The sequence below is a fragment of the Humibacter soli genome, assembly GCF_054779035.1.
In genome coordinates, this window is record NZ_BAAGYX010000001.1 from 1,384,791 (window position 1) to 1,403,127 (window position 18,337).

Annotated in this window: 19 protein-coding genes; 12 read left to right on the forward strand and 7 right to left on the reverse strand. The window is 66.3% G+C overall.

Annotated features, from left to right (window positions below; genetic code table 11):
• Positions 1-47 precede the first annotated feature (47 nt).
• Positions 48-2,597: a helix-turn-helix transcriptional regulator gene (locus ACYVDN_RS06500; protein WP_460569598.1), complete on the reverse strand. Its 2,550-nt coding sequence runs from the start codon at positions 2,595-2,597 to the stop codon at positions 48-50.
• A gap of 182 nt (positions 2,598-2,779) precedes the next feature.
• Between ACYVDN_RS06500 and ACYVDN_RS06505 the strand changes: the two genes are divergently transcribed.
• The 4 genes from ACYVDN_RS06505 to ACYVDN_RS06520 all read left to right on the forward strand — a co-directional run bounded on the left by ACYVDN_RS06505 (position 2,780) and on the right by ACYVDN_RS06520 (position 5,399).
• Positions 2,780-3,166, forward strand: coding sequence for an SHOCT domain-containing protein (locus tag ACYVDN_RS06505; RefSeq protein WP_460569600.1), 387 nt, complete (start codon positions 2,780-2,782; stop codon positions 3,164-3,166).
• 14 nt (positions 3,167-3,180) lie between these two features.
• Positions 3,181-3,561 (forward strand): PLDc N-terminal domain-containing protein, encoded by a 381-nt coding sequence (locus ACYVDN_RS06510; protein ID WP_460569602.1) that lies wholly within the window; start codon positions 3,181-3,183, stop codon positions 3,559-3,561.
• Positions 3,562-3,710: 149 nt separating this feature from the next.
• A complete protein-coding gene (locus ACYVDN_RS06515; protein ID WP_460569604.1) occupies positions 3,711-4,997 on the forward strand; it encodes an Nramp family divalent metal transporter in 1,287 nt (428 codons plus the stop codon).
• Positions 4,998-5,012: 15 nt separating this feature from the next.
• A complete protein-coding gene (locus ACYVDN_RS06520; RefSeq protein ID WP_460569606.1) occupies positions 5,013-5,399 on the forward strand; it encodes a TraR/DksA family transcriptional regulator in 387 nt (128 codons plus the stop codon).
• A gap of 26 nt (positions 5,400-5,425) precedes the next feature.
• On the opposite strand, the gene ACYVDN_RS06525 is transcribed toward ACYVDN_RS06520, so the two are convergent.
• A complete protein-coding gene (locus ACYVDN_RS06525) occupies positions 5,426-6,880 on the reverse strand; it encodes a phytoene desaturase family protein (RefSeq protein WP_460569608.1) in 1,455 nt (484 codons plus the stop codon).
• 175 nt (positions 6,881-7,055) lie between these two features.
• On the opposite strand from ACYVDN_RS06525, the gene ACYVDN_RS06530 reads away from it, so the two are divergent.
• The 4 genes from ACYVDN_RS06530 (at position 7,056) to ACYVDN_RS06545 (ending at position 10,246) form a co-directional block, all read left to right on the forward strand.
• The gene (locus ACYVDN_RS06530) at positions 7,056-8,897 is read left to right on the forward strand and encodes an alkyl/aryl-sulfatase (protein ID WP_460569610.1); all 1,842 of its coding nucleotides are present in this window, start codon (positions 7,056-7,058) and stop codon (positions 8,895-8,897) included.
• Positions 8,898-8,966: 69 nt separating this feature from the next.
• Positions 8,967-9,341, forward strand: coding sequence for an SHOCT domain-containing protein (locus tag ACYVDN_RS06535; RefSeq protein WP_460569612.1), 375 nt, complete (start codon positions 8,967-8,969; stop codon positions 9,339-9,341).
• A 21-nt stretch (positions 9,342-9,362) separates the two neighbouring features.
• Positions 9,363-9,869, forward strand: coding sequence for a DUF6325 family protein (locus ACYVDN_RS06540; RefSeq protein WP_460569614.1), 507 nt, complete (start codon positions 9,363-9,365; stop codon positions 9,867-9,869).
• Between the two features lie 2 nt (positions 9,870-9,871).
• Entirely contained in the window at positions 9,872-10,246 is a 375-nt protein-coding gene (locus tag ACYVDN_RS06545; protein WP_460569616.1) for an SHOCT domain-containing protein, read from the forward strand.
• Positions 10,247-10,316: 70 nt separating this feature from the next.
• On the opposite strand, the gene ACYVDN_RS06550 is transcribed toward ACYVDN_RS06545, so the two are convergent.
• From ACYVDN_RS06550 to ACYVDN_RS06565, 4 genes are all read right to left on the reverse strand, one after another.
• Positions 10,317-10,628 carry a YciI family protein gene (locus tag ACYVDN_RS06550; protein ID WP_460569618.1) on the reverse strand — a complete coding sequence of 104 codons (312 nt, stop codon included), beginning with the start codon at positions 10,626-10,628 and terminating at the stop codon, positions 10,317-10,319.
• 95 nt (positions 10,629-10,723) lie between these two features.
• Entirely contained in the window at positions 10,724-12,184 is a 1,461-nt protein-coding gene (locus ACYVDN_RS06555) for a DUF1254 domain-containing protein (RefSeq protein WP_460569620.1), read from the reverse strand.
• 112 nt (positions 12,185-12,296) lie between these two features.
• Positions 12,297-12,446 carry a hypothetical protein gene (locus ACYVDN_RS06560; protein WP_460569622.1) on the reverse strand — a complete coding sequence of 50 codons (150 nt, stop codon included), beginning with the start codon at positions 12,444-12,446 and terminating at the stop codon, positions 12,297-12,299.
• Between the two features lie 2 nt (positions 12,447-12,448).
• Complete coding sequence (locus tag ACYVDN_RS06565; RefSeq protein ID WP_460569624.1) at positions 12,449-12,904, reverse strand: DUF6325 family protein; 456 nt, start codon at positions 12,902-12,904, stop codon at positions 12,449-12,451.
• A 130-nt stretch (positions 12,905-13,034) separates the two neighbouring features.
• On the opposite strand from ACYVDN_RS06565, the gene ACYVDN_RS06570 reads away from it, so the two are divergent.
• From ACYVDN_RS06570 to sigJ, 3 genes are read left to right on the forward strand one after another with little or no spacing between them, the layout of a single operon-like run.
• Positions 13,035-14,000, forward strand: a complete 966-nt coding sequence (locus ACYVDN_RS06570; protein WP_460569626.1) for an ion transporter — start codon at positions 13,035-13,037, stop codon at positions 13,998-14,000.
• A 44-nt stretch (positions 14,001-14,044) separates the two neighbouring features.
• Positions 14,045-15,226, forward strand: a complete 1,182-nt coding sequence (locus tag ACYVDN_RS06575) for an NAD(P)/FAD-dependent oxidoreductase (protein ID WP_460569628.1) — start codon at positions 14,045-14,047, stop codon at positions 15,224-15,226.
• Positions 15,223-16,233 (forward strand): sigma-70 family RNA polymerase sigma factor family protein, encoded by a 1,011-nt coding sequence (gene sigJ, locus ACYVDN_RS06580; protein ID WP_460569630.1) that lies wholly within the window; start codon positions 15,223-15,225, stop codon positions 16,231-16,233. Before ACYVDN_RS06575 ends, sigJ begins: the two co-directional genes overlap by 4 nt.
• 4 nt (positions 16,234-16,237) lie before the next feature.
• Here sigJ and ACYVDN_RS06585 read toward each other — a convergent pair whose 3' ends face one another.
• On the reverse strand, positions 16,238-17,125 hold the full coding sequence (locus ACYVDN_RS06585; protein WP_460569632.1) for a helix-turn-helix transcriptional regulator: 888 nt from the start codon (positions 17,123-17,125) through the stop codon (positions 16,238-16,240).
• 133 nt (positions 17,126-17,258) lie between these two features.
• Here ACYVDN_RS06585 and ACYVDN_RS06590 point away from each other — a divergent pair, with 133 nt between their 5' ends.
• The gene (locus ACYVDN_RS06590) at positions 17,259-18,278 is read left to right on the forward strand and encodes an aldo/keto reductase (protein ID WP_460569634.1); all 1,020 of its coding nucleotides are present in this window, start codon (positions 17,259-17,261) and stop codon (positions 18,276-18,278) included.
• Positions 18,279-18,337 lie beyond the last annotated feature (59 nt).

Here is an 18,337-nt window from a genome sequence, read left to right on the forward strand (position 1 = left end):
AGCACGTCACCTAGCGCGGGTGATTCGGCTCTATGAGCCTGCTGAGCCTAGATGAGCCCCAGCCGCTGTGCCGTCGCGACGGCCTCGCTTCGGTCGGTCACACCGAGCTTCTGATAGATGTTCCGCAGATGCGTCTTGACGGTGTTGACGCTCAGAACGTGCCGTCGCGCGATCTCGGCGACCGACTGGTGAACGGGAAGCTCGAGCAGGATGTCCCGTTCCTTCGGTGTCAGCGAATCGATCACCTTGACCGTCGTGGCAGTCGCGGGTGCGGACGCCACGACGCGCCTGCCGTCTGATTCGAGGTGCCCTAGGCGACCAAGCCGACTGGTCAGCAATCCGATGCCGTCGGCGACCGGAGCGAGAAAGGGTCGGCTCACCCGATAGCGCACCGCGAGTTCAAGGGCGCGCAGCGTGAGGCCGTCTGCATCCGCGGAACGACCGCCCTCCTCTGCGAAGCGTGCCAGCAGGATCCAGGCGCTCACGATCGAGGCGGGATGCCACGACCGCCCGGCCGACGCGGCACTCACGAGCTGACGCACCGCGGGCTCCGCATTGCGAGTCGGCATGCTCAACAGGAATCGCGCGATCGCGCCCTCGAGGCTGTCAGGACCAAGGACGCCGAGCACCAGCTCGGCAGTCTCCTTCGCCCGCACGCGGCCGTCGAGAGTCAATCGGAGAGCGACCAGACGCGGCGCGGAAAGAGCGAGCGTGCGAGGCACGTATACGCCGGCCTCCCGCATGAGCCTCTCAATCTCGTCGAGAGCCAGACGCGGGTTCTGCTCCGAATCGAGGGCTGGCAGCAACTGCAGCACTCGAGCGGTCACGCTCAGCTCGGGGTCGAGCCCCAGCGGGTCGGATGCTACGAGACGCGCCAATGCGTCGGCATCCGCGTCGACGCCGGTGAGGTAGGCACGAGTCGCCGCAACGATCTCGACTCGGCGCCGCAGGCGGTCGCTCGGAGCCGCGCTGAAGAGGGCGGCGGCATCGACGAGGCGGTCCTCGAGAACGACCGCTTCCTCCCAACGTCCAAGATCGCTGAGCACGCCGATCGCAAGCTCGCTCGCGACCAGGAGCAGCCAGTCGAGCCCGGCACGACGGGCCGCGACCCGCACATCCCTCAAGACCTGATGCGCCTGGACCGTGTCGCCCGCCCGCGCGAGTGACCAGCCCTCAGCTGTCGCGCAGAGCAGATCAAGGCCGAGGTTCGAGCCGCGTGCTCCCATCGCGTCGCTGTCCGACAGTCGTGACGAGCCGGCGAACGATCGACGGTCCTTCACCTCGACGAAGCAACGCACCGCATCGAGTGCGACGGTCCAGGCATCCGATCGACCCGGCGTCGCCGCGAGGGTTCTGTCGGCAAGGGAGAGAAGGTGGTGGGCCCGGCGCGGATCGGAGAAGGCTGGAGCATCCAGCAGCAGACGGAGCACGAGCGTCGGCAGCGAGGCAGAATCCTCCGTGGCGAAACGCGCCAGTGCCGAAGCGACAAGTCGGCTGCGTCCGATGAGCGCGAGCTCGAGTCCCACCGACGCCAGCACCTCTTCCACCACGTCGTCGGTGGAGCTCAGCGCTTGCCGCAATGCCTCGGCCGGCTGCTCGTGCGACACGAACCACTCGGCGGCAGCAGCGTGCTTGGCGGCGGCATCCGCTCGACTCAGCCTGCGAGCCTCTGCCTGCAGAAAGGCCAGAAGCACCGGATGAAGGCGGAATCCGTACGAGTCCTCAGTGAGCAGAGCATTCGAGAGCGCGACTCCGTGAAGCACGGTGCCCGCGTCATCGTGGCCGCTGAGCAGCACAGCAAGGTCAATGGGAACGTAGCGGCTCACCGCGACGCCGGTCAGGACCGATCGCGTGTGCTCGTCGAAGGCCGCGAGCACCTCGGAGATGAGAAAGTCGGCCACAGCACCGTTGTCACCGCTGAATTCATGCACGGCCGCCGCAGCGTCGTCGCTTCGCGCCAGCCAGGGCATGGCAAGGGCGACAGCCGTGGCCCATCCCCCGGTGCGTCTTGCGAGCGCCACAGCTGCATCGTCGGCGAGATCGAGTCGATGATGCTCGGCGAGCTTCATGACTGCCGCGGCATCGAATGCAAGGTCTTCGGTGCGCAGCTCGATCACTTGCCCGGAGGCCAGCAGATGAGCCATTCCGCTCACCGGCTGATAGCGCCCGGCGACGACGAGCCGCACGCCATCGGACGAGTCTTCCAGTGCCTGGGACAGCGCGGCTTTCGCGCGCGACGACGTCAACACATGGGCGTCGTCGACGAACAGGTATGCCTGGCCCTCAGCCGCCTCCGCCTCGGCCAGCTTCTGCAAGAGTTCCGTGCCTCGCGCCCACAGCACGATCTCTCCACGGTCGGCGAGTACACGGGCCCATCGGGCGATGAGGATGCTCTTACCCGCACCAGCAGCCGCCCAGATCGTGACGGCGCCGACCCCGCCGGCGCGCAATTGTTCGAGTGGAGCATCGAGGAGCTCACGCTCGATCTCGAGCGCCGCCGAGGCCGGAATCTCGGACGCGCGTGCTGCGCTATTCGACTCGCGAAGGTCGCGAGTGATCGGCTGCGATCCAGCCGATGTTGCCCCCAGTGCTGACATGCGACTCCCCCGCTACTGCCTGACAAGGGTCAGACTATCCGCGAAGTCAAGCCCTTGACAGAGGGACTATCACCCAAATTAGGTGTCGCCATGTCGCCCGAAAACCTCTAGGTTTGCGAGGACCGCAGACTCGCGGTCGAAGCAGTGTCGCGCTCTGCGGCATATAAAGGAGGAACACCCCCATGGGTTTCTGGGACAACTTCTGGAACATCATCTGGGTCATTTTCTGGAGCTTCGCGTTCGTCGCGTACCTCTTCGCCCTGTTCTCGGTCATCGTGGATCTGTTCCGCGACCACAAGCTGAACGGCTGGTGGAAGGCGCTCTGGATCATCTTCCTGATCTTCGTGCCGTTCCTCACCGTGCTCATCTACCTGATCGCACGCGGACGCGGCATGGCCGAACGCGGCGCACGGGAACAGCGACAGGTGCAGCAGGCGACCGACGCCTACATCAAGCAGGTGGCCAACTCGTCGCCCTCCGATGAGATCGCAAAGGCGAAGGCTCTGCTCGACGCCGGCACGATCACGCAAGACGAATACGACTCGCTCAAGTCCAAGATCCTCGCCTGATAGGAGACGCTGAGATGAATTTCTGGGGCTTCATGTGGATGTTCTTGGACATCTTCTTCTTCATCGCCTATCTCTTCGTCGTCTTCTACATCCTTTTCGACCTGTTCTCCGACCACAAGCTGAGCGGCTGGTGGAAGGCACTCTGGATCATCTTCCTGATCTTCGTGCCCTTCCTCACCGCGCTGGTGTACGTGATCGCACGCGGACGCGGGATGGCCGAAAGGGCTGCGGCGCGGCGCCATGGCGTCGTGGCCGAAGACGACTCGTATCGTCCGCAAGCGTCGACCAATCCGGCCAGCGACATAGCGAGAGCGCAAGAGCTACTCGACTCGGGCGCGATCTCGCAGGGCGAGTTCGACGCGATCAAGAGCAAGGCGCTCACCGGGCGTTACTGAGCGCACACGCTGCGAAAGGGGCGGGCGGAACCGAACGGGTTCCGCCCGCCCCTTTCGTCATGCGCCCTCCCCGTTCTCGGGGTCGTGGAGGATCGACCAGCGGTGTTAGCCTGATGTAGCTATTGAGTTAGACGCTGCTAACTTTGGGGATGACAGGCGTGCCGGAGATCACGACGCAGGAGCCTGCGACCGGCGCCGTACGGGATCAGAAGCCCGGCAAGCCGGCCGAGCGACGGTTGCTCTGGCTGATCGGCCCGGCCTTCGTCGCTGCCATCGCCTACGTCGACCCCGGTAACGTTGCGGCCAACCTCACTGCTGGCGCGCAATTCCAATACCTGTTGGTCTGGGTTCTCGTCGCGGCGAACGTGATGGCTGTGATGGTTCAGTACCTCTCCGCGAAGCTCGGTCTGGTCACCGGAAGGAGCCTGCCGGAGCTGCTCGGCGACAGGATGCCCCGCACGGGCCGCCTGTTGTACTGGGCGCAGGCCGAAGTGATCGCCGCGGCGACCGACCTGGCCGAGGTCATCGGCGGGGCCATCGCGCTGCAGATCCTCTTCGGGCTGCCGCTCGTGCTCGGGGGCGTGATCGTGGGTGTCGTCTCGATGGGCATCCTCGCCGTGCAGTCCAAGCGGGGCCAGCGCACGTTCGAGTTCGTGATGATGGGTCTGCTCGCCGTGATCACGATCGGCTTCATCGCATCGCTCATCGTGAGCCCGGTCGACTGGCACGCGGCCGCGCAAGGGCTTGTGCCCCGGTTCGAAGGCTCGCGCTCGGTGCTCCTGGCAGCCAGCATGCTCGGCGCCACGGTCATGCCGCACGCGGTGTACCTGCACTCGGCGCTCGCGCTCGACCGGCACGGAGCTTCGGAGCATCCGGCACGAGTCCGCCGCCTTCTTCGGGCCAACAAGCTCGACGTGGTTTTCGCGCTCGCGATCGCCGGTTCTGTGAACATCGCGATGCTGCTGCTCGCGGCGGCAAGCCTGTCAGGGATGAACGGCACCGACAGCATCGAAGGCGCGCACGTCGCCATCGCGCAGGCGCTCGGTCCCGCCATCGGGGTGGTCTTCGGAATCGGTCTTCTCGCATCCAGCCTTGCTTCGACATCGGTCGGGAGCTATGCGGGCGCCGCCGTGATGTCAGGCTTGTTGCACGTGCGCATGCCTCTACTCGCACGAAGGGCGATCACGCTGGTGCCCGCCCTGATCGTGCTCGCCGTGGGAATCGACCCCACCTGGGCGCTCGTCATCAGCCAGGTGGTGCTCAGTGTCGGCATCCCGTTCGCGATCATCCCGCTGGTCTGGTTCACGTCGCGTCGAACGATGATGGGCGATTTCGTCAACCGAACGCCTCTGCGCATCGCCGGCATCGTCACCGTGGTCGCCATCGTCGCGCTGAACGGCGCGCTGGTCATCCTCACAGCGATGGGGCTCGAGTAGTCGTACACTCGGCGGGTGCCTTCCGTGCGAAGAAGCCTGACGGCCGCGCAGCGCAGCGAGTTCCACGATGCGCTCGGTGCGCGCCGCAATGAAGTGCTGGCCAGACAGGGCCGTCTCGACGCGTCGCTCAGCGACGCACGTGAAGCGAGATCCGGTGGTCAGGCCGACGACGAGCACGATCCCGAAGGCCCGACGATGGCTGCGACCTGGTCGCAGCTGACCGGACTGCACGATGATCTCGATCTGGAGCTGGCAGAGATCGACCACGCTCTCGCGCGCATCGACGCCGGCAAGTACGGACTCTGCGCCAAGTGCGGCAAGCCGATCGGAGTCGCCCGGCTGCGCGCCCGGCCGTATGCCGAGTTGTGCATCGACTGCGCAAGGGCGCTCGAAGCGCACTGATCTTCAGCCCTGATCTCGGGCACTGATCAGCGCGCGTCCGATGGCTGGTACGACAGATCGGGAGGCTCCGTGATGCCGAACTCCGTGCGCAGCGCGAGGCGCGCAGCATTCCATCCCGAGAGCCCGTGCACCCCCGGGCCGGGCACCGTGGACGCGGAGCAGAGGTAGACGCCGTTGAGCGGAGTGCTCCACGGATGAGCGCCGAGAGTCGGCCGGGCGATGAGCTGCCATCCGGTCACGGCTCCCGACGCGATGTCGCCTGCGACGTCGTTCGGATTGTGGGCTTCCACTTCGTGGGCGCTTCTGGAGACGCTCGCGAGGATCGTGTCGCGGAACCCGGGCGCGAACTGCTCGATGCGCGAGACGATCGCCTCCGTGGGGTCGTCTTGTGAACCCGCGGGCACGTGGGTGTACGCCCACAGTACGTGCCGTCCTGGTGCACGGGTCTCGTCGAGCACCGACGGCTGGGTGACAAGAACATACGGCGATGGCGCGTGACGACCCGATGCCACGGCAGCTTCGGCGGCGAGCATCTCGGCACGCGATCCGCCGACGTGCACCGTGACCGCCTCACGAAGACGAGGGTCGGCCCACGGCACCGGATCCGACAGGACCATGTCGACCTTGGCCGCGGCGTTTCCGTAGCGGAACCGGCGGTAACGGCCCGGCGAGCGCAGCCGCTCCCCGGCGAGTTGCACGAACGCTCGAGGGGTGACGTCGAGCAGCGTCGCACGCGCAGGCGGCAGATCGTCGAGGTCGGTGATCCACGCACACGTCTCGATACGGCCGCCGTGTGCGACGAGGTCGTCGGCGAGCGCCGTAGCGATCGCACCGCTTCCGCCGCGCGGGATCGGCCATCCCTCCGCGTGTCCGAACGCGGCGAGCGCGAGGCCGGCGGCAGCGGAGCCGAGGGATGGCATCCGCTGGATGGTGTGCGCGAAGACCCCCGTCAGCAGCGCCTTCGCCTCCTCACCCGAGAAGGTGCCACCGCTAAGGGCGCTGCCGTGCCACAACGCGCGAAGTCCGAATCTCATCAGGGTGATGGGATGTCGCGGAACCGCCAGCAGCGAGCCGCCGATCGTCTGGCCGAGGGTGCGCCCGTCATCGTGGACGAACGGCGCGAACAGCCGTCGCCATGCTGCGCCATCCGCACCCAGTTCGCTCGCCGTGCGATCCAGGTCGCGGTATGCGATCGCGGCCGGCCCGTCTTCGAGCGGATGCCCGTACGAGATCTCGGGAACCAGCAGCTCGACCCGCCGACCTAGCTCGAATCTGCGGAAGAACTCGCTCGGAAAGACCATGGGATGCACCGCGGAGCACACGTCGTTGGTCACACCGGGTTCGATGAGCTCTGTCGAGGAGACACCTCCGCCGATGCGATCCGCCCCTTCGTACACCGTGACGGACAGCCCGGCCCTTGCGAGTGTCACCGCGGCGGCGAGGCCATTGGGGCCGGATCCGACCACCACGGCATCCTGCATCGCTTCCTCCCCGCGAGTCGCACTCCCGTCCCTTCCGTTCTAGTCGACTTCTCGCCGACCGCGCGTTCGAACCGCGGCCTCATCCCTTCCGTGTGAAGCGTTCGGAAGAGGCATCCATCGGGCTACCTCGCTCTGCTAGCGTCGCGACCAAACGCGCGAAGCGAAGGAGTCTTCTATGTCCGCTGGAACCGTCGACGGCTTCCCCTTCGAAGACACCCGGGACTTCGATGATGTCGCGCGCGGACTCATCGCCAAGGTCGAGCCGAACGTCGTGCACAACGATCAGGGCGACGTCGTCTGGGACGGCGACTCCTACTCGTTCCTCTCAGGCGAAGCGCCCGCGACCGTGCATCCGAGCCTCTGGCGGCAGTCCACACTCGTGGCGACGGCGGGCCTGTTCGAGGTCGTCGAGGGCATCTACCAGGTACGCGGCCTCGACCTCTCCAATGTGACGTTCATCGAGGGCGAGACCGGCGTCATCGTGATCGACCCGCTGATCTCTACGGAGACGGCTGCCGCGGCCATCGCTCTGTACCGCGAGCACCGTGGCGATCGCGCCGTCACGGGCGTCATCTACACCCACAGCCACGTCGACCACTTCGGCGGCGTCAAAGGCGTCACCTCACAGGAAGACGTGGATGCCGGCAAGGTCCCCGTGATCGCGCCCGACGGGTTCCTCGAGCACGCGATCGCGGAGAACGTCTACGCGGGCACCGCGATGGCGCGACGTGCCGGATACATGTACGGAGCAGCGCTCGAGCGCGGCCCGCGCGGCGGGGTCGGGGCCGGGCTCGGTCAGACCACGTCGACGGGCACCGTCTCGCTGATCGTGCCGACCGATCTCATCACGACCACCGGCGAGGAGCGGGTCGTGGATGGCGTGCGCATCGTCTTCCAGATGGCTCCGGGCACCGAGGCGCCCTCCGAGATGCACTTCTACTTCCCCGACCGCAAGGCGCTGTGCATGGCCGAGAACGCCACGCACACCATGCACAACCTGCTGACGCTCCGCGGCGCACTCGTGCGCGACCCCCACATCTGGGCCGCCTACCTGAGTGAGGCGATCGAGACGTTCGCGGGTGAGGCCGAGGTCGCCTTCGCGTCCCACCACTGGCCGACCTGGGGCAACGACGACATCGTCGAGTTCCTCGGTATTCAGCGCGACCTGTACGCCTACCTCCACGACCAGACGCTGCGGCTGTTGAACAAGGGCTACACGGGCATCGAGATCGCTGAGCAGTTCGAGTTGCCGCCCGCACTCGAAGCCGCCTGGAGCACCCACGGCTACTACGGCTCCGTGAGCCACAACGTCAAGGCGATCTACCAGCGCTACATGGGCTGGTACGACGGCAACCCGGCGCGCCTCTGGCAGCACACGCCGGTCGAAGCCGCGAAGCGGTACGTGGACTTCATGGGAGGGGCCGACGCCGTCGTTGAGAAGGCGCGGGCATCGTTCGATGCAGGCGACTACCGCTGGACGGCCCAGGTGCTCGATCATGTCGTCTTCGCCGAGCCGGGGCATCCCGGAGCGTCGGCGCTGCTCGCCGACACGTTGGAGCAGCTCGGCTTCGGCGCCGAGAACGGCACCTGGCGTTCGGCCTACCTGTCAGGTGCGATGGAGCTGCGCTCCGGCGGATTCGGCTCTCCGACCGTCGCAGCCTCGGCGGACATCCTCGGTTCTCTGCCGCCTGAGCTGTTCTTCGACGCCCTCGCCATCCAGGTCAACGGCCCGGAGGCGTGGGACCTCGACATCGCGACCCGATGGGTCTTCCCCGAGACCGACCAGACCTTCCGCGTGACTCTGCGCAACGGCGTGCTCACCGCGGTGCCGAACGGCAAAGGCGACGCCACCCTGACGGTGACGGTTCCTAAGGCCGCTATCCCCGCGCTGGCCACGGGGTCCGTCGATGGCACCATCGCCGCCGGCGCGACGTTCGTCGGCGATGCGTCCGTGCTGCAGCAGGTGCTTGCGGTGCTCGACCCCGGTGACCCGGACTTCAACATCATCGAACCCTGAGTCCTGAACGACTCAGTAACCACCCGGCAAGCGGCACATCGACCCGGGTTCATCCAAGAAAGGAATCGCATGAACTTCTGGGACGTCTTTTGGGACATCGTGTGGGTGTTCTTCTTCGTCGCCTACCTGTTCGTATTGTTCGGCATCATCGGCGACCTCTTCCGTGACCACAAGCTCAACGGCTGGTGGAAGGCACTCTGGATCCTCTTCCTGATCTTCGTGCCCTTCCTCACCGCACTGATCTACCTGATCGCGCGAGGCAGAGGGATGTCGGAACGGAGCGCCGCGGCCGCCGCGAGCGCCAGGCAGCAGACCGACGCATACATCCAGCAGGTGGCCGGCAAGAGCCCGACCGAAGAGATCTCGGATGCGGCGAAGCTTCTGGCCGCAGGCACCATCACGACCGAAGAATACGAGAAGCTCAAGGCCAAGGCCCTGAGCTGACCATCGAAAGGGAGAATCACCATGGCTGACTTCAGATATGGCCCGGTCGAGCTGCTGCTCGTCGGGTACGAAGCCGAGCGACCCGACACAGCGTCGCTCGCCGAGCTCGCGAACCTGGTCGAGGGCGGCCAGCTGCGCGTTCTCGACATCGTCATCATCTCCAAGGACGAGAGCGGCGAGCTCACGATCGCGGAGATCGAGGACGAGGACAACGAGTACGACTTCGGCGCCGAGCTTCTCGTCGCCGGTCTCATCTCAGAAGAAGACATCGCCGGAGTGGCCGAGCTCGTGCAACCCGGCACTTCAGCGACCTTCGTGGCGCTCGAGCTGGCATTCCTGCGCTCCCTCGCCGAGAAGGTCGCGACAGGCGGCGGTGTCGTTCTCTCTGATGACCGCATTCCCGCCCCGATCGTGAACGCTCTCATCGACGTGGCAGAAGAAGCCGTCGCCGAAGCCGTCGTCGACGAAGCCATCGCGGAGGCGCAGGCAGAGGATGCCTCAACCAACCTCGTGAAAGAAGGAGAGTAATCATGCCCTTGAGGAGACTCGGCCGTCCTGGCCTCGTCGGAATGGCCGCACGGACCGCTGTTGTCGCGGGAACCGCCACCGCCGTCGCCGGCGGCGTCGCGTCGCACCAGGAGAAGAAGGCGCAGGCCCAGTACGAGCAGGAGCAGTACGAAGCCGCTCAGCAGCAGGCGCAGGTCGACGCGGCCGCGCAGGCTGCCGCCGCGCAGTACGCCCAGCAGGCACCCCCGCAGCAGTACGCGCAGCCGGCCGCTCCGGCCCCTGCTGCTGGCGGCGGCACCGACGTGGTGGCAGAGCTGCAGAAGCTCGCGGATCTGAAGAACCAGGGCATCCTCAACGATGCCGAGTTCGAGGCTGCGAAGGCGAAGCTGCTGGCCTGAGCGTCGACACGCGAATCAACGAGAAAGGGCGGGAACGGAATACCGTTCCCGCCCTTTCTCGCCTCTGGCGTCAGCCGCCGAAGGGCTGTGCCTCGTAGACGTCGATCGTGCCGCCCATCGCGGTGTGCGGGTGGCCCTCGAGAATAGCGAGGACCTCGTCGTACGAATCGGCGTTCAGCAACGAGTAGCCACCCACCGTGCCGTCCGCAGCGCCTGAGGCCGCGGGGACGGTCGGATTGCCGAGATCGACGATCGCGTCTCCGGCACGACCCGACCAGTCCATCCAAGCTTTCATCATCTCCGCACCCTGCTCAGGGGTCGGCTCGGGCATCGCCGCCATGGCGGCGGGATCTACGCGGTACAGCAACAGATAGGTGGCCATGATGTCCTCCGGACCTCGTGGGTGTCGCATGCGGTGCGCATGCGACATCATTGTCGGTCCCACGAGGCCACCGCGGAAGAGCGCTGATGGAATGTTCAGTCGGCCTCGATGTCACCCGGCTTCCAGGTGCCGTCGAACCAGGGCTGCAGCGGACCGTAGAGCCGGAGGAGCACGAACCAGCCTTTGCCTGCGACGGTCTGCACCCAGTTCGAAGTGAGCGTCGTGGGCTCATCCGGTCCGAATACGATGTCGACCGAGCCGTCGTCGTTGTAGACGAGCGCGTCGCGCTTGCTGTTGCGGCTGGGTAGCGGTTGCCCGGTCTGCAACTCCGAGCGGGTCTGCGGGTCGTAGACGACCACGGACCAGAAGTCCTTGGCCGGTGCGTCCGCAGGCAGTCGCAGTCGGTACGTCTTCGAGCCGTCGAGAGGCACGCCGTTCGCGTCCACGACCGCGCAAGCGTACTGGGATCCTGCCCCCACCATCTTCAGCGCCATGGCCGGCGTGTTGACCGTTGCGAGGTAGAAGAACGTCGTCCGGGCATCCAGGAACCGACCGTCCTCGCCACCCTTGCGGAGCCACCGATAGTCGCCGCCCGGGAACGCGGTGTTCCACCGGCGATCCGGATACAGATGGAACTCCGCATCGCGCGGCTGGAACGCCAGAACCCGCGCGGTACCATTACCGACCGCCGCTGCCTCGGTCAGGATGCGCCGCATCCGCTCGTCCGGCGCGAACGGCGCGTTCTTCGTGATGCCGATCGAGGCCAGCAGACCGCGGGTCTCGGGATCGATGACGTCGACGGGTTCCTTGCGGATGACCTGAGCGACCTCCTCGTAGAAGGTGAAGTCGTTCGCGTGCACGGTGTTGACCACGGCACCCGACACCGACGACCACTCCATTGCCGGCGGATCGTCTCGCTTCGAGAACGGATACACCTTGACGCCCGTCTCGAAGAGCTCCACAGCGGCGTCCGGCTTTCCATCGACGAGGAAACCGCGCAGGATGACCAGGTTGATGGCGCTGGGCGACTCGGCCACGAACCAACCGTCGGGTCGCTCCCCGTCGTATCCGGGCGGAACGATGAGGTACGTGCCGCCCGCACCGCGGTCAGGGCCGGGAGCTCCCAGGTCGACGACGAACCGGAACCACGCATCGTCGACCGTGCCAGGCCCGGAGCCCGGCGGCACCTCGATCACGGTCGCGCCGTCGCGCTCGAGATCGAGCATGGCGATCGCGTACACGGTGTCGGTGTTGCCGGTGAGGAAGAGCGGGTTGGAATCGAGGAGGCGGTCGGTGAGGGCGCCCTTGTGGCAGGCATCCCGCCCGACCTCGACCATCGCACGTCGGATGGCCTCGAGCGACGCAGCCGGGACGCAGTTCAGGAACGTCTCGACGCCGCGCAGGAAGTCCAGGTGGTCGAAGAGTTTCTCGGTGGTCTCGTTCGTCGGAACTCCGTCGGCGAACTGCAGTTCCCCGATCCGCGTCTGCACCCTGTCAGGGGTGGTGATCTCCGCCGGAATCGGCGTGTTGTATCCAGGGGCTACGTCGCTCGCCATGTCTTCCTCTTCTCCTGCCTACGGTCTTCGACGACCTGTTGATGTCTTCGCAATGCAAAGGACCGCACGCACCGTCATCCGATGCGCGCGGTCCTCAGCGGTCTCTCATCGATCAGCGGCGGTCGCGCCGATCCTCACGCCTGTCCTGACGACGGTCGACGCCGTTCGACACGACCTTGGCCGTTCCGACCACTGCGGCCGTGCGTGCGACGGGACGTCCGATCATGCCGACGCGGCCGACGCGTCCAACTCCGATGGGCATCGTTACTCTCCTTCGTTCGTCATCGAGGCGATCAGTGCCTGCGTCGGGATGCGCCCCGACGCGATCAGCTGACCGCCGTTGCGGCGCACCGCGACGGCGAACGGCGCGGCCCACGTGTTCTCCCAGACCAGGACGCCTGCTGTGCTCCCCGGCTCCATCGCCGCGGCGATGTCGATCAGGTCCTGCTCCGCGAGAACCTCTGCAAGCGTCGCCTCGACGGCAGCGAGCTCGCCAAGGCCATCCAGATCGTCGATCTCGTCGATGTCGATCGATCCGTCCTCGCCCTTGTGGACGATGAGAAGGTCGAGAACGCGCACCGTGCCGTCTGCCACCAGCGCAGCGAGCTCAGCCGCCGCCTCACCCGTGAACTTGCTCTGGCCAGCCGGGAACTCGACCACGATGTAGTCGATCGGCCCCAGTTCTTCGTCCTGGTCCTCCAGGTCGCCGGCTTCGGTCATGTCTGCTCCCTTTCGTATGGCGCGTCTCCTCGTGCGACGCTCCGCATCTCATTGAACCTTCGACCGCTCACGAGCACTTCATACGATTCGTGTGAACCGGCGGTCGGGCTTCAAGGGGAGCCTTCTCATCATGGCAAGATCCCGCGACCGTGCCCGCGAGCGGGCAACGAAGCCTCCACGTTCGGAACTGAAGAACACCGCCTACGAGATCTTCGTCGGCGTTCTCTCGATCCTGTCGATCTTCAACCTCGTGCTGATCTACGTCTTCGATGCGAGTCCGTCGCTGCAGCAGATCCTCTGGGTCATGAACGCGCTGTTCAGCATGATCTTCCTCGGCGACTTCCTCTTCCGCATCTTCACGGCTCCGTCGGCGGCGCACTACTTCTTCATCGGATACGGTTGGGCCGACCTCTTCGCCAGCCTCCCCTTCCCGCAGCTCAAAGTGCTGCGTGTGTTCCGCCTCATCCGGGTCTTCCGACTCATGCGGCAGCTGGGACCCGGGCGCATCTGGGCCACCCTGATCCACGACCGCGCGAACAGTGCGCTCATGACGCTGCTCCTCATGGGCATCCTCGTCCTGCAGTTCGGGAGCCTCTGGATCCTCCGGGTCGAGGAACATGCCAAAGGTGCCAACATCACGACCGCCTCCGACGCGCTCTGGTACGTCATCGTCACGATCTCGACCGTCGGCTACGGAGACCAGTACCCCGTCACGAACGCCGGGCGCATCATCGGCTCGTTCATCATCGTCGTCGGCGTCGGCATCTTCGGAACGTTCACCGGCTATCTCGCAAATCTCTTCCTCGGGCCGTCGAAGAACGCCGAGAAGAGCGACGACACGAGCGCGGCGGCCGCCGACCCTGCGAGTGACACCACGCCCGATGTCACCGTCGAGAACGACTCGGGAGCGGCGCACCACCCCTCGACATCCCCCGCTGCCGCGCCGACCGCGGTCATCTCCCCGGATGTCGCAGGTGGCGTCACCTCTGCGGCCGAAGCTCCATCCGACGTCGCGGAACGCCTCCGTGCCCTGATCGAGCAGTCGGAGGCGGCTGCCGCCGAGCTCCGTCGCATCCTGGCCGACACGACGACGTAGCCGAAGGCGTGTCACACTCATGCCCCTCCCCTCGTCGTCTTGGTATGGGAAAGCATCAGATCATCGTTCTGGGCGGCGGATACGTCGGGGTCACCGTGGTCGGGCAACTTGCTCGGCGCATGCGGTCGGGCGAGGCATCCGTCACCCTTGTCACCGAGAGCGAGACACGTGACGAGCGGATGCGCTGGCATCAGCTGGCGACCGGCCAGCAGTACCGGCTCCTGCCGATCACCGAAACCGTTGAGGGTTCGGGAGCGAAGGTGAGGATCGCCCGCGCCGAGCGGATCGACCTCGAACATCGCGCCGTGCTTCTCAGCGACGGCGAGTCACTGCCATTCGACTCTCTTGTGGTCGCGCTCGGCAGCGTGATCGACTTCGGCGACGTTCCCGGCGCTCGCGAACACGCGCGGGGGCTGACGGACACCGCCTCGGTCACGGCGACGGCGCAGGATCTGCGCGCGCTGCCGGATGGAGCAAGGGTCGTCGTCATCGGCGGCGGGCTGACCGGCATCGAGCTCGCAACGGAGGTGGCAGAGTCGTACCCGCGGCTGCGAGTGACGATCACCAGTTCCAGGCCCGCCGGCGACTGGCTGAGCGGGCCCGGCCGCCGTCACCTCGACGGAGTCCTCGATCGCCTCGGGATCGACCAGGTCGTCGGCCGCACCGCGAACATCGGAAACGATGCCGTGACGCTGGCTGACGGACGTGGGCTGCCGTCCGCGCTGACGCTCTGGGCCGGCGGGTTCCGCGCGAACCCCCTGCTGGAGGAATCCGGACTTCAGGTCGACGAGGTCGGACGCGCCTATGTCGATGCGACCTTCCGCACGCCGTCTCACCCCGAGGTGTGGGTGGTCGGCGACGCAGCTCGCGTTCCCGGCCGCGACGGCGTGCCGCTCAAGATGGGCTGCCGTACCGGTGCGTTCATGGCGATCACCGCGCCGAAGAAGGTGGCGGCGCAGCTTGCCGGCGACACTCCGACACCGTTCTCGGGACGTTACTTCGCCGAGTGCATCAGTCTCGGCAGGCACGAAGCCCTGTTGCAGTGGCTGTCGCCGACGGGTGACCCTGTCGACCGCGTCATCACCGGCCGTCTCGCGGTGATGATCAAGGAGGGCATCCAGCGCGGCATTCAGCTTGCTGCCCGGCATCCCGGACCCTACGCACCGACGCGGCGCAGGCATGTGCGCGACACGGTCGGCGGTCGTCGCGAGATGATCGAAGCATGACCGAAGTCTCGGAGTCGCTGCGTCGCGTCGCCTTCGCAGCGGCGTATCGCATGCTCGGCTCTGTCACCGACGCAGAGGATGTCGCGCAGACAGCCATCGAGCGGCTGCTGCGGCTCCCTCCCGCCGACCAGCCGACCAACGCCGAGGCCTGGGTCACGACGGTCGCGACGCGAATCGCGATCGATGAGCTGCGGTCGGCGCGTGCCCGACGCGAAGAATACGTCGGCGAGTGGCTTCCCGAGCCGCTCGTCGGCGGCCCCTACGACGCTGCCGGCGACCGCGGGTCGGGGGCAGCCTTCGATGCCGCCCGCCACGCGGAACTGGCCGACGAGTTGTCGTTCGCGTTCCTCGTGCTGCTGGAGACCCTGACCCCGAGCGAACGTGCCGCGTTTCTGCTTCACGACGTACTGGACTTCTCGTACCCGGAGGTCGCGTCGGCGCTCGACCGCCCTTCGCAGGAAGCCGCGCGACAGCTGGTGTCGAGGGCACGGGCGCGGATCTCCGGACGGGTGCCGCGGTATCCGGCTTCCGTCGCCGAGCAGCACGAGCTGGTGTCGCGCTTCATCGCTGCGGTGGAGGCCGGTGAGGTCGCCGATTTCGTGTCGCTGCTGACGACGGATGTCTCGTTCACGGGCGATGGTGGCGGAAAGGTCCCACCGGGGTTCGCCGTGTCCCGCCCGCTGTACGGATTCGACGCGGTCGCGAAGCTCCTGGCCGCATTCCACAGGCTCGCGACGTTCCCCGCGCACCTGGAGCCACACATCGTGAACGGAGGTCCGGGTGTCGTCGTGGTGGCCGACCTGCCCGTCGGCGGCGGCGTGATGGGAGTGCTGTCCCTCGATGTTCGGGATGGCCGCGTCGCCGCGATCAACGGTGTCGTCAATCCCGACAAGCTTCGCCACCTCGAGCCGACGCTGGGAACACTGGCGGACTTCGGCGCAGTGCAGCGGGTGGTGCTGGAGGAACGTCGGCGACTCAAGCAGCGTGCGACAGGGCGAGATTCCTGACCGGTCAGGCTTCGGGCGGAGCGGCGATCGCTGATCCGACAGACTGCTCTTCTGTCGCGGCCCAGCTCGCGAGCACCCGGAGCGCGTCGGCCGAAGGGGTGTTCGGCTCCGCCGTGTAGGTGTTGAAGGACATTCCCGGATCGCCGGGGAACTCGAGCGCTTCGTAGACGAGATCGAGGTCGCCTACGACCGGGTGATGGATCTTCTTGATGCCCGAGCGGTGATAGCGAACGTCGTGTGCACCCCACCAGGTGCGGAAGGCGTCGGATCGGGTCGACAGCTCTCCGACGAGATCACTGAGTGCCTTGTCGTAGGGATTGCGACCGGCCGCACCGCGCATGGTGGCGACCAGCTCTCGAGCGGTCGTCTCCCATTCACGGTAGAAGTCGTGGGCGGCAGGATCGAGGAACGCGAACCGAGCACTGTTGGGTTTGGAGCTCGCGAAAACCGGAGCATAGAGAGCCCGACCGAGTCGGTTCGCGGCGACGTAGTCGAAGTATTGGTTGCGGATGACGACGGGAGCCTCTGTGACGGCGTCGAGGAGTCGTTGAATGCTGGGGCGGATCGCCGCCGGCGGTGTGCGGCTTCGTCGAGCGCTTGCCAAGGAGGCGTTGGCGGTTCGTGCGAGGTCGCTGAGGTGCTCCCGTTCAGCGTCATCGAGTCGCAGGGCATCGGCGATCGCATTGAGGACCGTTTCGGAGACTCCACTGAGGTTTCCGCGCTCGAGGCGGTTGTAGTAATCGACGCTGACACCGGCGAGGAGCGCGACCTCCTCACGTCGCAGCCCGGGCACACGGCGGTTGCCTCCGAAGATCGGCAAGCCCGCCTGCTCGGGAGTGATGCGGGCGCGACGTGAGCTGAGAAACTCGCGGACGTCGCTCTGGGTGGTCATCCTTCCACGGTACGGCGGTAGGAGACGTCACGGGGTGTTCTGCCAGTACCTGGATCGCTGGCCACTGGCCACGAACCCTCTGGGGGCGTGTGATGGATGCGACAAGGAACGCCCGACGAGTAAGGAGCACCACATGGAATACCGACTGCTCGGCCGCACCGGAGTGCAGGTCAGCCCGCTGTGTCTTGGGGCGATGATGTTCGGTCCTTGGGGAAATGACGACGAGACGGACTCCATCCGCATCATCCACGCCGCGCTGGACCGTGGCATCAACTTCGTCGACACCGCCGATGTCTACTCCGCCGGTCGCTCGGAAGAGATCGTGGGCAAGGCGCTTCAAGGCCGCCGCGACGACGTCGTGCTCGCCACCAAGTTCTTCATGCCCATGGATGACGGAGCAGTGAACCACTCCGGCGGGTCACGCAAGTGGATTATCCGCGAAGTCGAGAACTCGCTTCGCCGACTCGACACCGACTACATCGACCTTTATCAGGTGCACAGGCCCAGTCCGACGACCGACGTTGAAGAGACCCTCTCGGCCCTCACCGACCTCGTCCGCCAGGGCAAGGTTCGCTACATCGGTTCCTCGTCCTACGCCGCGAGCCAGATCGTCGAAGCCCAGGTCGTTGCCCGCGACCGCAATCTTGCTCGGTTCGTGACAGAACAACCGCCGTACTCGCTGCTCGTCCGGGGAATCGAGGAAGACGTGCTCCCCACCATCGGGCGCCACGGCATGGGCTCTCTCACTTACAGCCCTCTGGCTGGAGGGTGGCTCTCCGGGAAGTGGCGAAAGGATGCCCCGGGCACACCCTTCGCGAAGAGCCGTCCGCAGGCCCGATTCGACATGTCCAAGCCCGCGAACCACCGCAAGCTCGACATCGTCGAGGACCTTGCGGTGCTCGCAGAGCGGAACGACATGACTCTCATCGAGCTGGCGATCGCCTTCGTGATCCGCCATCCCGCCGTCACGGCCGCCATTGTCGGGCCGCGCACGATGGAGCAGCTCGAGTCCTACCTTCCTGCCCTGGACGTGCATCTCAGCGACGACGTGCTCGACCGCATCGACGAGATCGCGACTCCGGGCGTCACCGTGAATCCCGAGGACAACAGCTACGGCGCCGCCGAGCTCATCCCGGCTTCGAGGCGCCGCTGAGACGTGCCGCTACCCCGCTCAGGCGAGGGAATCGTCTGAGCGGGACGCGAGCACGTATT

Bases quoted from the DNA above. Each gene is read 5' to 3' on its own strand.
- ACYVDN_RS06545 (WP_460569616.1), top strand. From the start codon at position 9,872: ATGCCCTTGAGGAGACTCGGCCGTCCTGGCCTCGTCGGAATGGCCGCA.
- ACYVDN_RS06550 (WP_460569618.1), bottom strand. From the start codon at position 10,628: ATGGCCACCTATCTGTTGCTGTACCGCGTAGATCCCGCCGCCATGGCG.
- ACYVDN_RS06590 (WP_460569634.1), top strand. From the start codon at position 17,259: ATGGAATACCGACTGCTCGGCCGCACCGGAGTGCAGGTCAGCCCGCTG.
- ACYVDN_RS06575 (WP_460569628.1), top strand. From the start codon at position 14,045: ATGGGAAAGCATCAGATCATCGTTCTGGGCGGCGGATACGTCGGGGTC.
- sigJ (WP_460569630.1), top strand. From the start codon at position 15,223: ATGACCGAAGTCTCGGAGTCGCTGCGTCGCGTCGCCTTCGCAGCGGCG.
- ACYVDN_RS06565 (WP_460569624.1), bottom strand. From the start codon at position 12,904: ATGACCGAAGCCGGCGACCTGGAGGACCAGGACGAAGAACTGGGGCCG.
- ACYVDN_RS06555 (WP_460569620.1), bottom strand. From the start codon at position 12,184: ATGGCGAGCGACGTAGCCCCTGGATACAACACGCCGATTCCGGCGGAG.
- ACYVDN_RS06570 (WP_460569626.1), top strand. From the start codon at position 13,035: ATGGCAAGATCCCGCGACCGTGCCCGCGAGCGGGCAACGAAGCCTCCA.
- ACYVDN_RS06500 (WP_460569598.1), bottom strand. From the start codon at position 2,597: ATGTCAGCACTGGGGGCAACATCGGCTGGATCGCAGCCGATCACTCGC.
- ACYVDN_RS06515 (WP_460569604.1), top strand. From the start codon at position 3,711: ATGACAGGCGTGCCGGAGATCACGACGCAGGAGCCTGCGACCGGCGCC.
- ACYVDN_RS06505 (WP_460569600.1), top strand. From the start codon at position 2,780: ATGGGTTTCTGGGACAACTTCTGGAACATCATCTGGGTCATTTTCTGG.
- ACYVDN_RS06535 (WP_460569612.1), top strand. From the start codon at position 8,967: ATGAACTTCTGGGACGTCTTTTGGGACATCGTGTGGGTGTTCTTCTTC.
- ACYVDN_RS06530 (WP_460569610.1), top strand. From the start codon at position 7,056: ATGTCCGCTGGAACCGTCGACGGCTTCCCCTTCGAAGACACCCGGGAC.
- ACYVDN_RS06540 (WP_460569614.1), top strand. From the start codon at position 9,363: ATGGCTGACTTCAGATATGGCCCGGTCGAGCTGCTGCTCGTCGGGTAC.
- ACYVDN_RS06525 (WP_460569608.1), bottom strand. From the start codon at position 6,880: ATGCAGGATGCCGTGGTGGTCGGATCCGGCCCCAATGGCCTCGCCGCC.
- ACYVDN_RS06560 (WP_460569622.1), bottom strand. From the start codon at position 12,446: ATGCCCATCGGAGTTGGACGCGTCGGCCGCGTCGGCATGATCGGACGT.
- ACYVDN_RS06585 (WP_460569632.1), bottom strand. From the start codon at position 17,125: ATGACCACCCAGAGCGACGTCCGCGAGTTTCTCAGCTCACGTCGCGCC.
- ACYVDN_RS06510 (WP_460569602.1), top strand. From the start codon at position 3,181: ATGAATTTCTGGGGCTTCATGTGGATGTTCTTGGACATCTTCTTCTTC.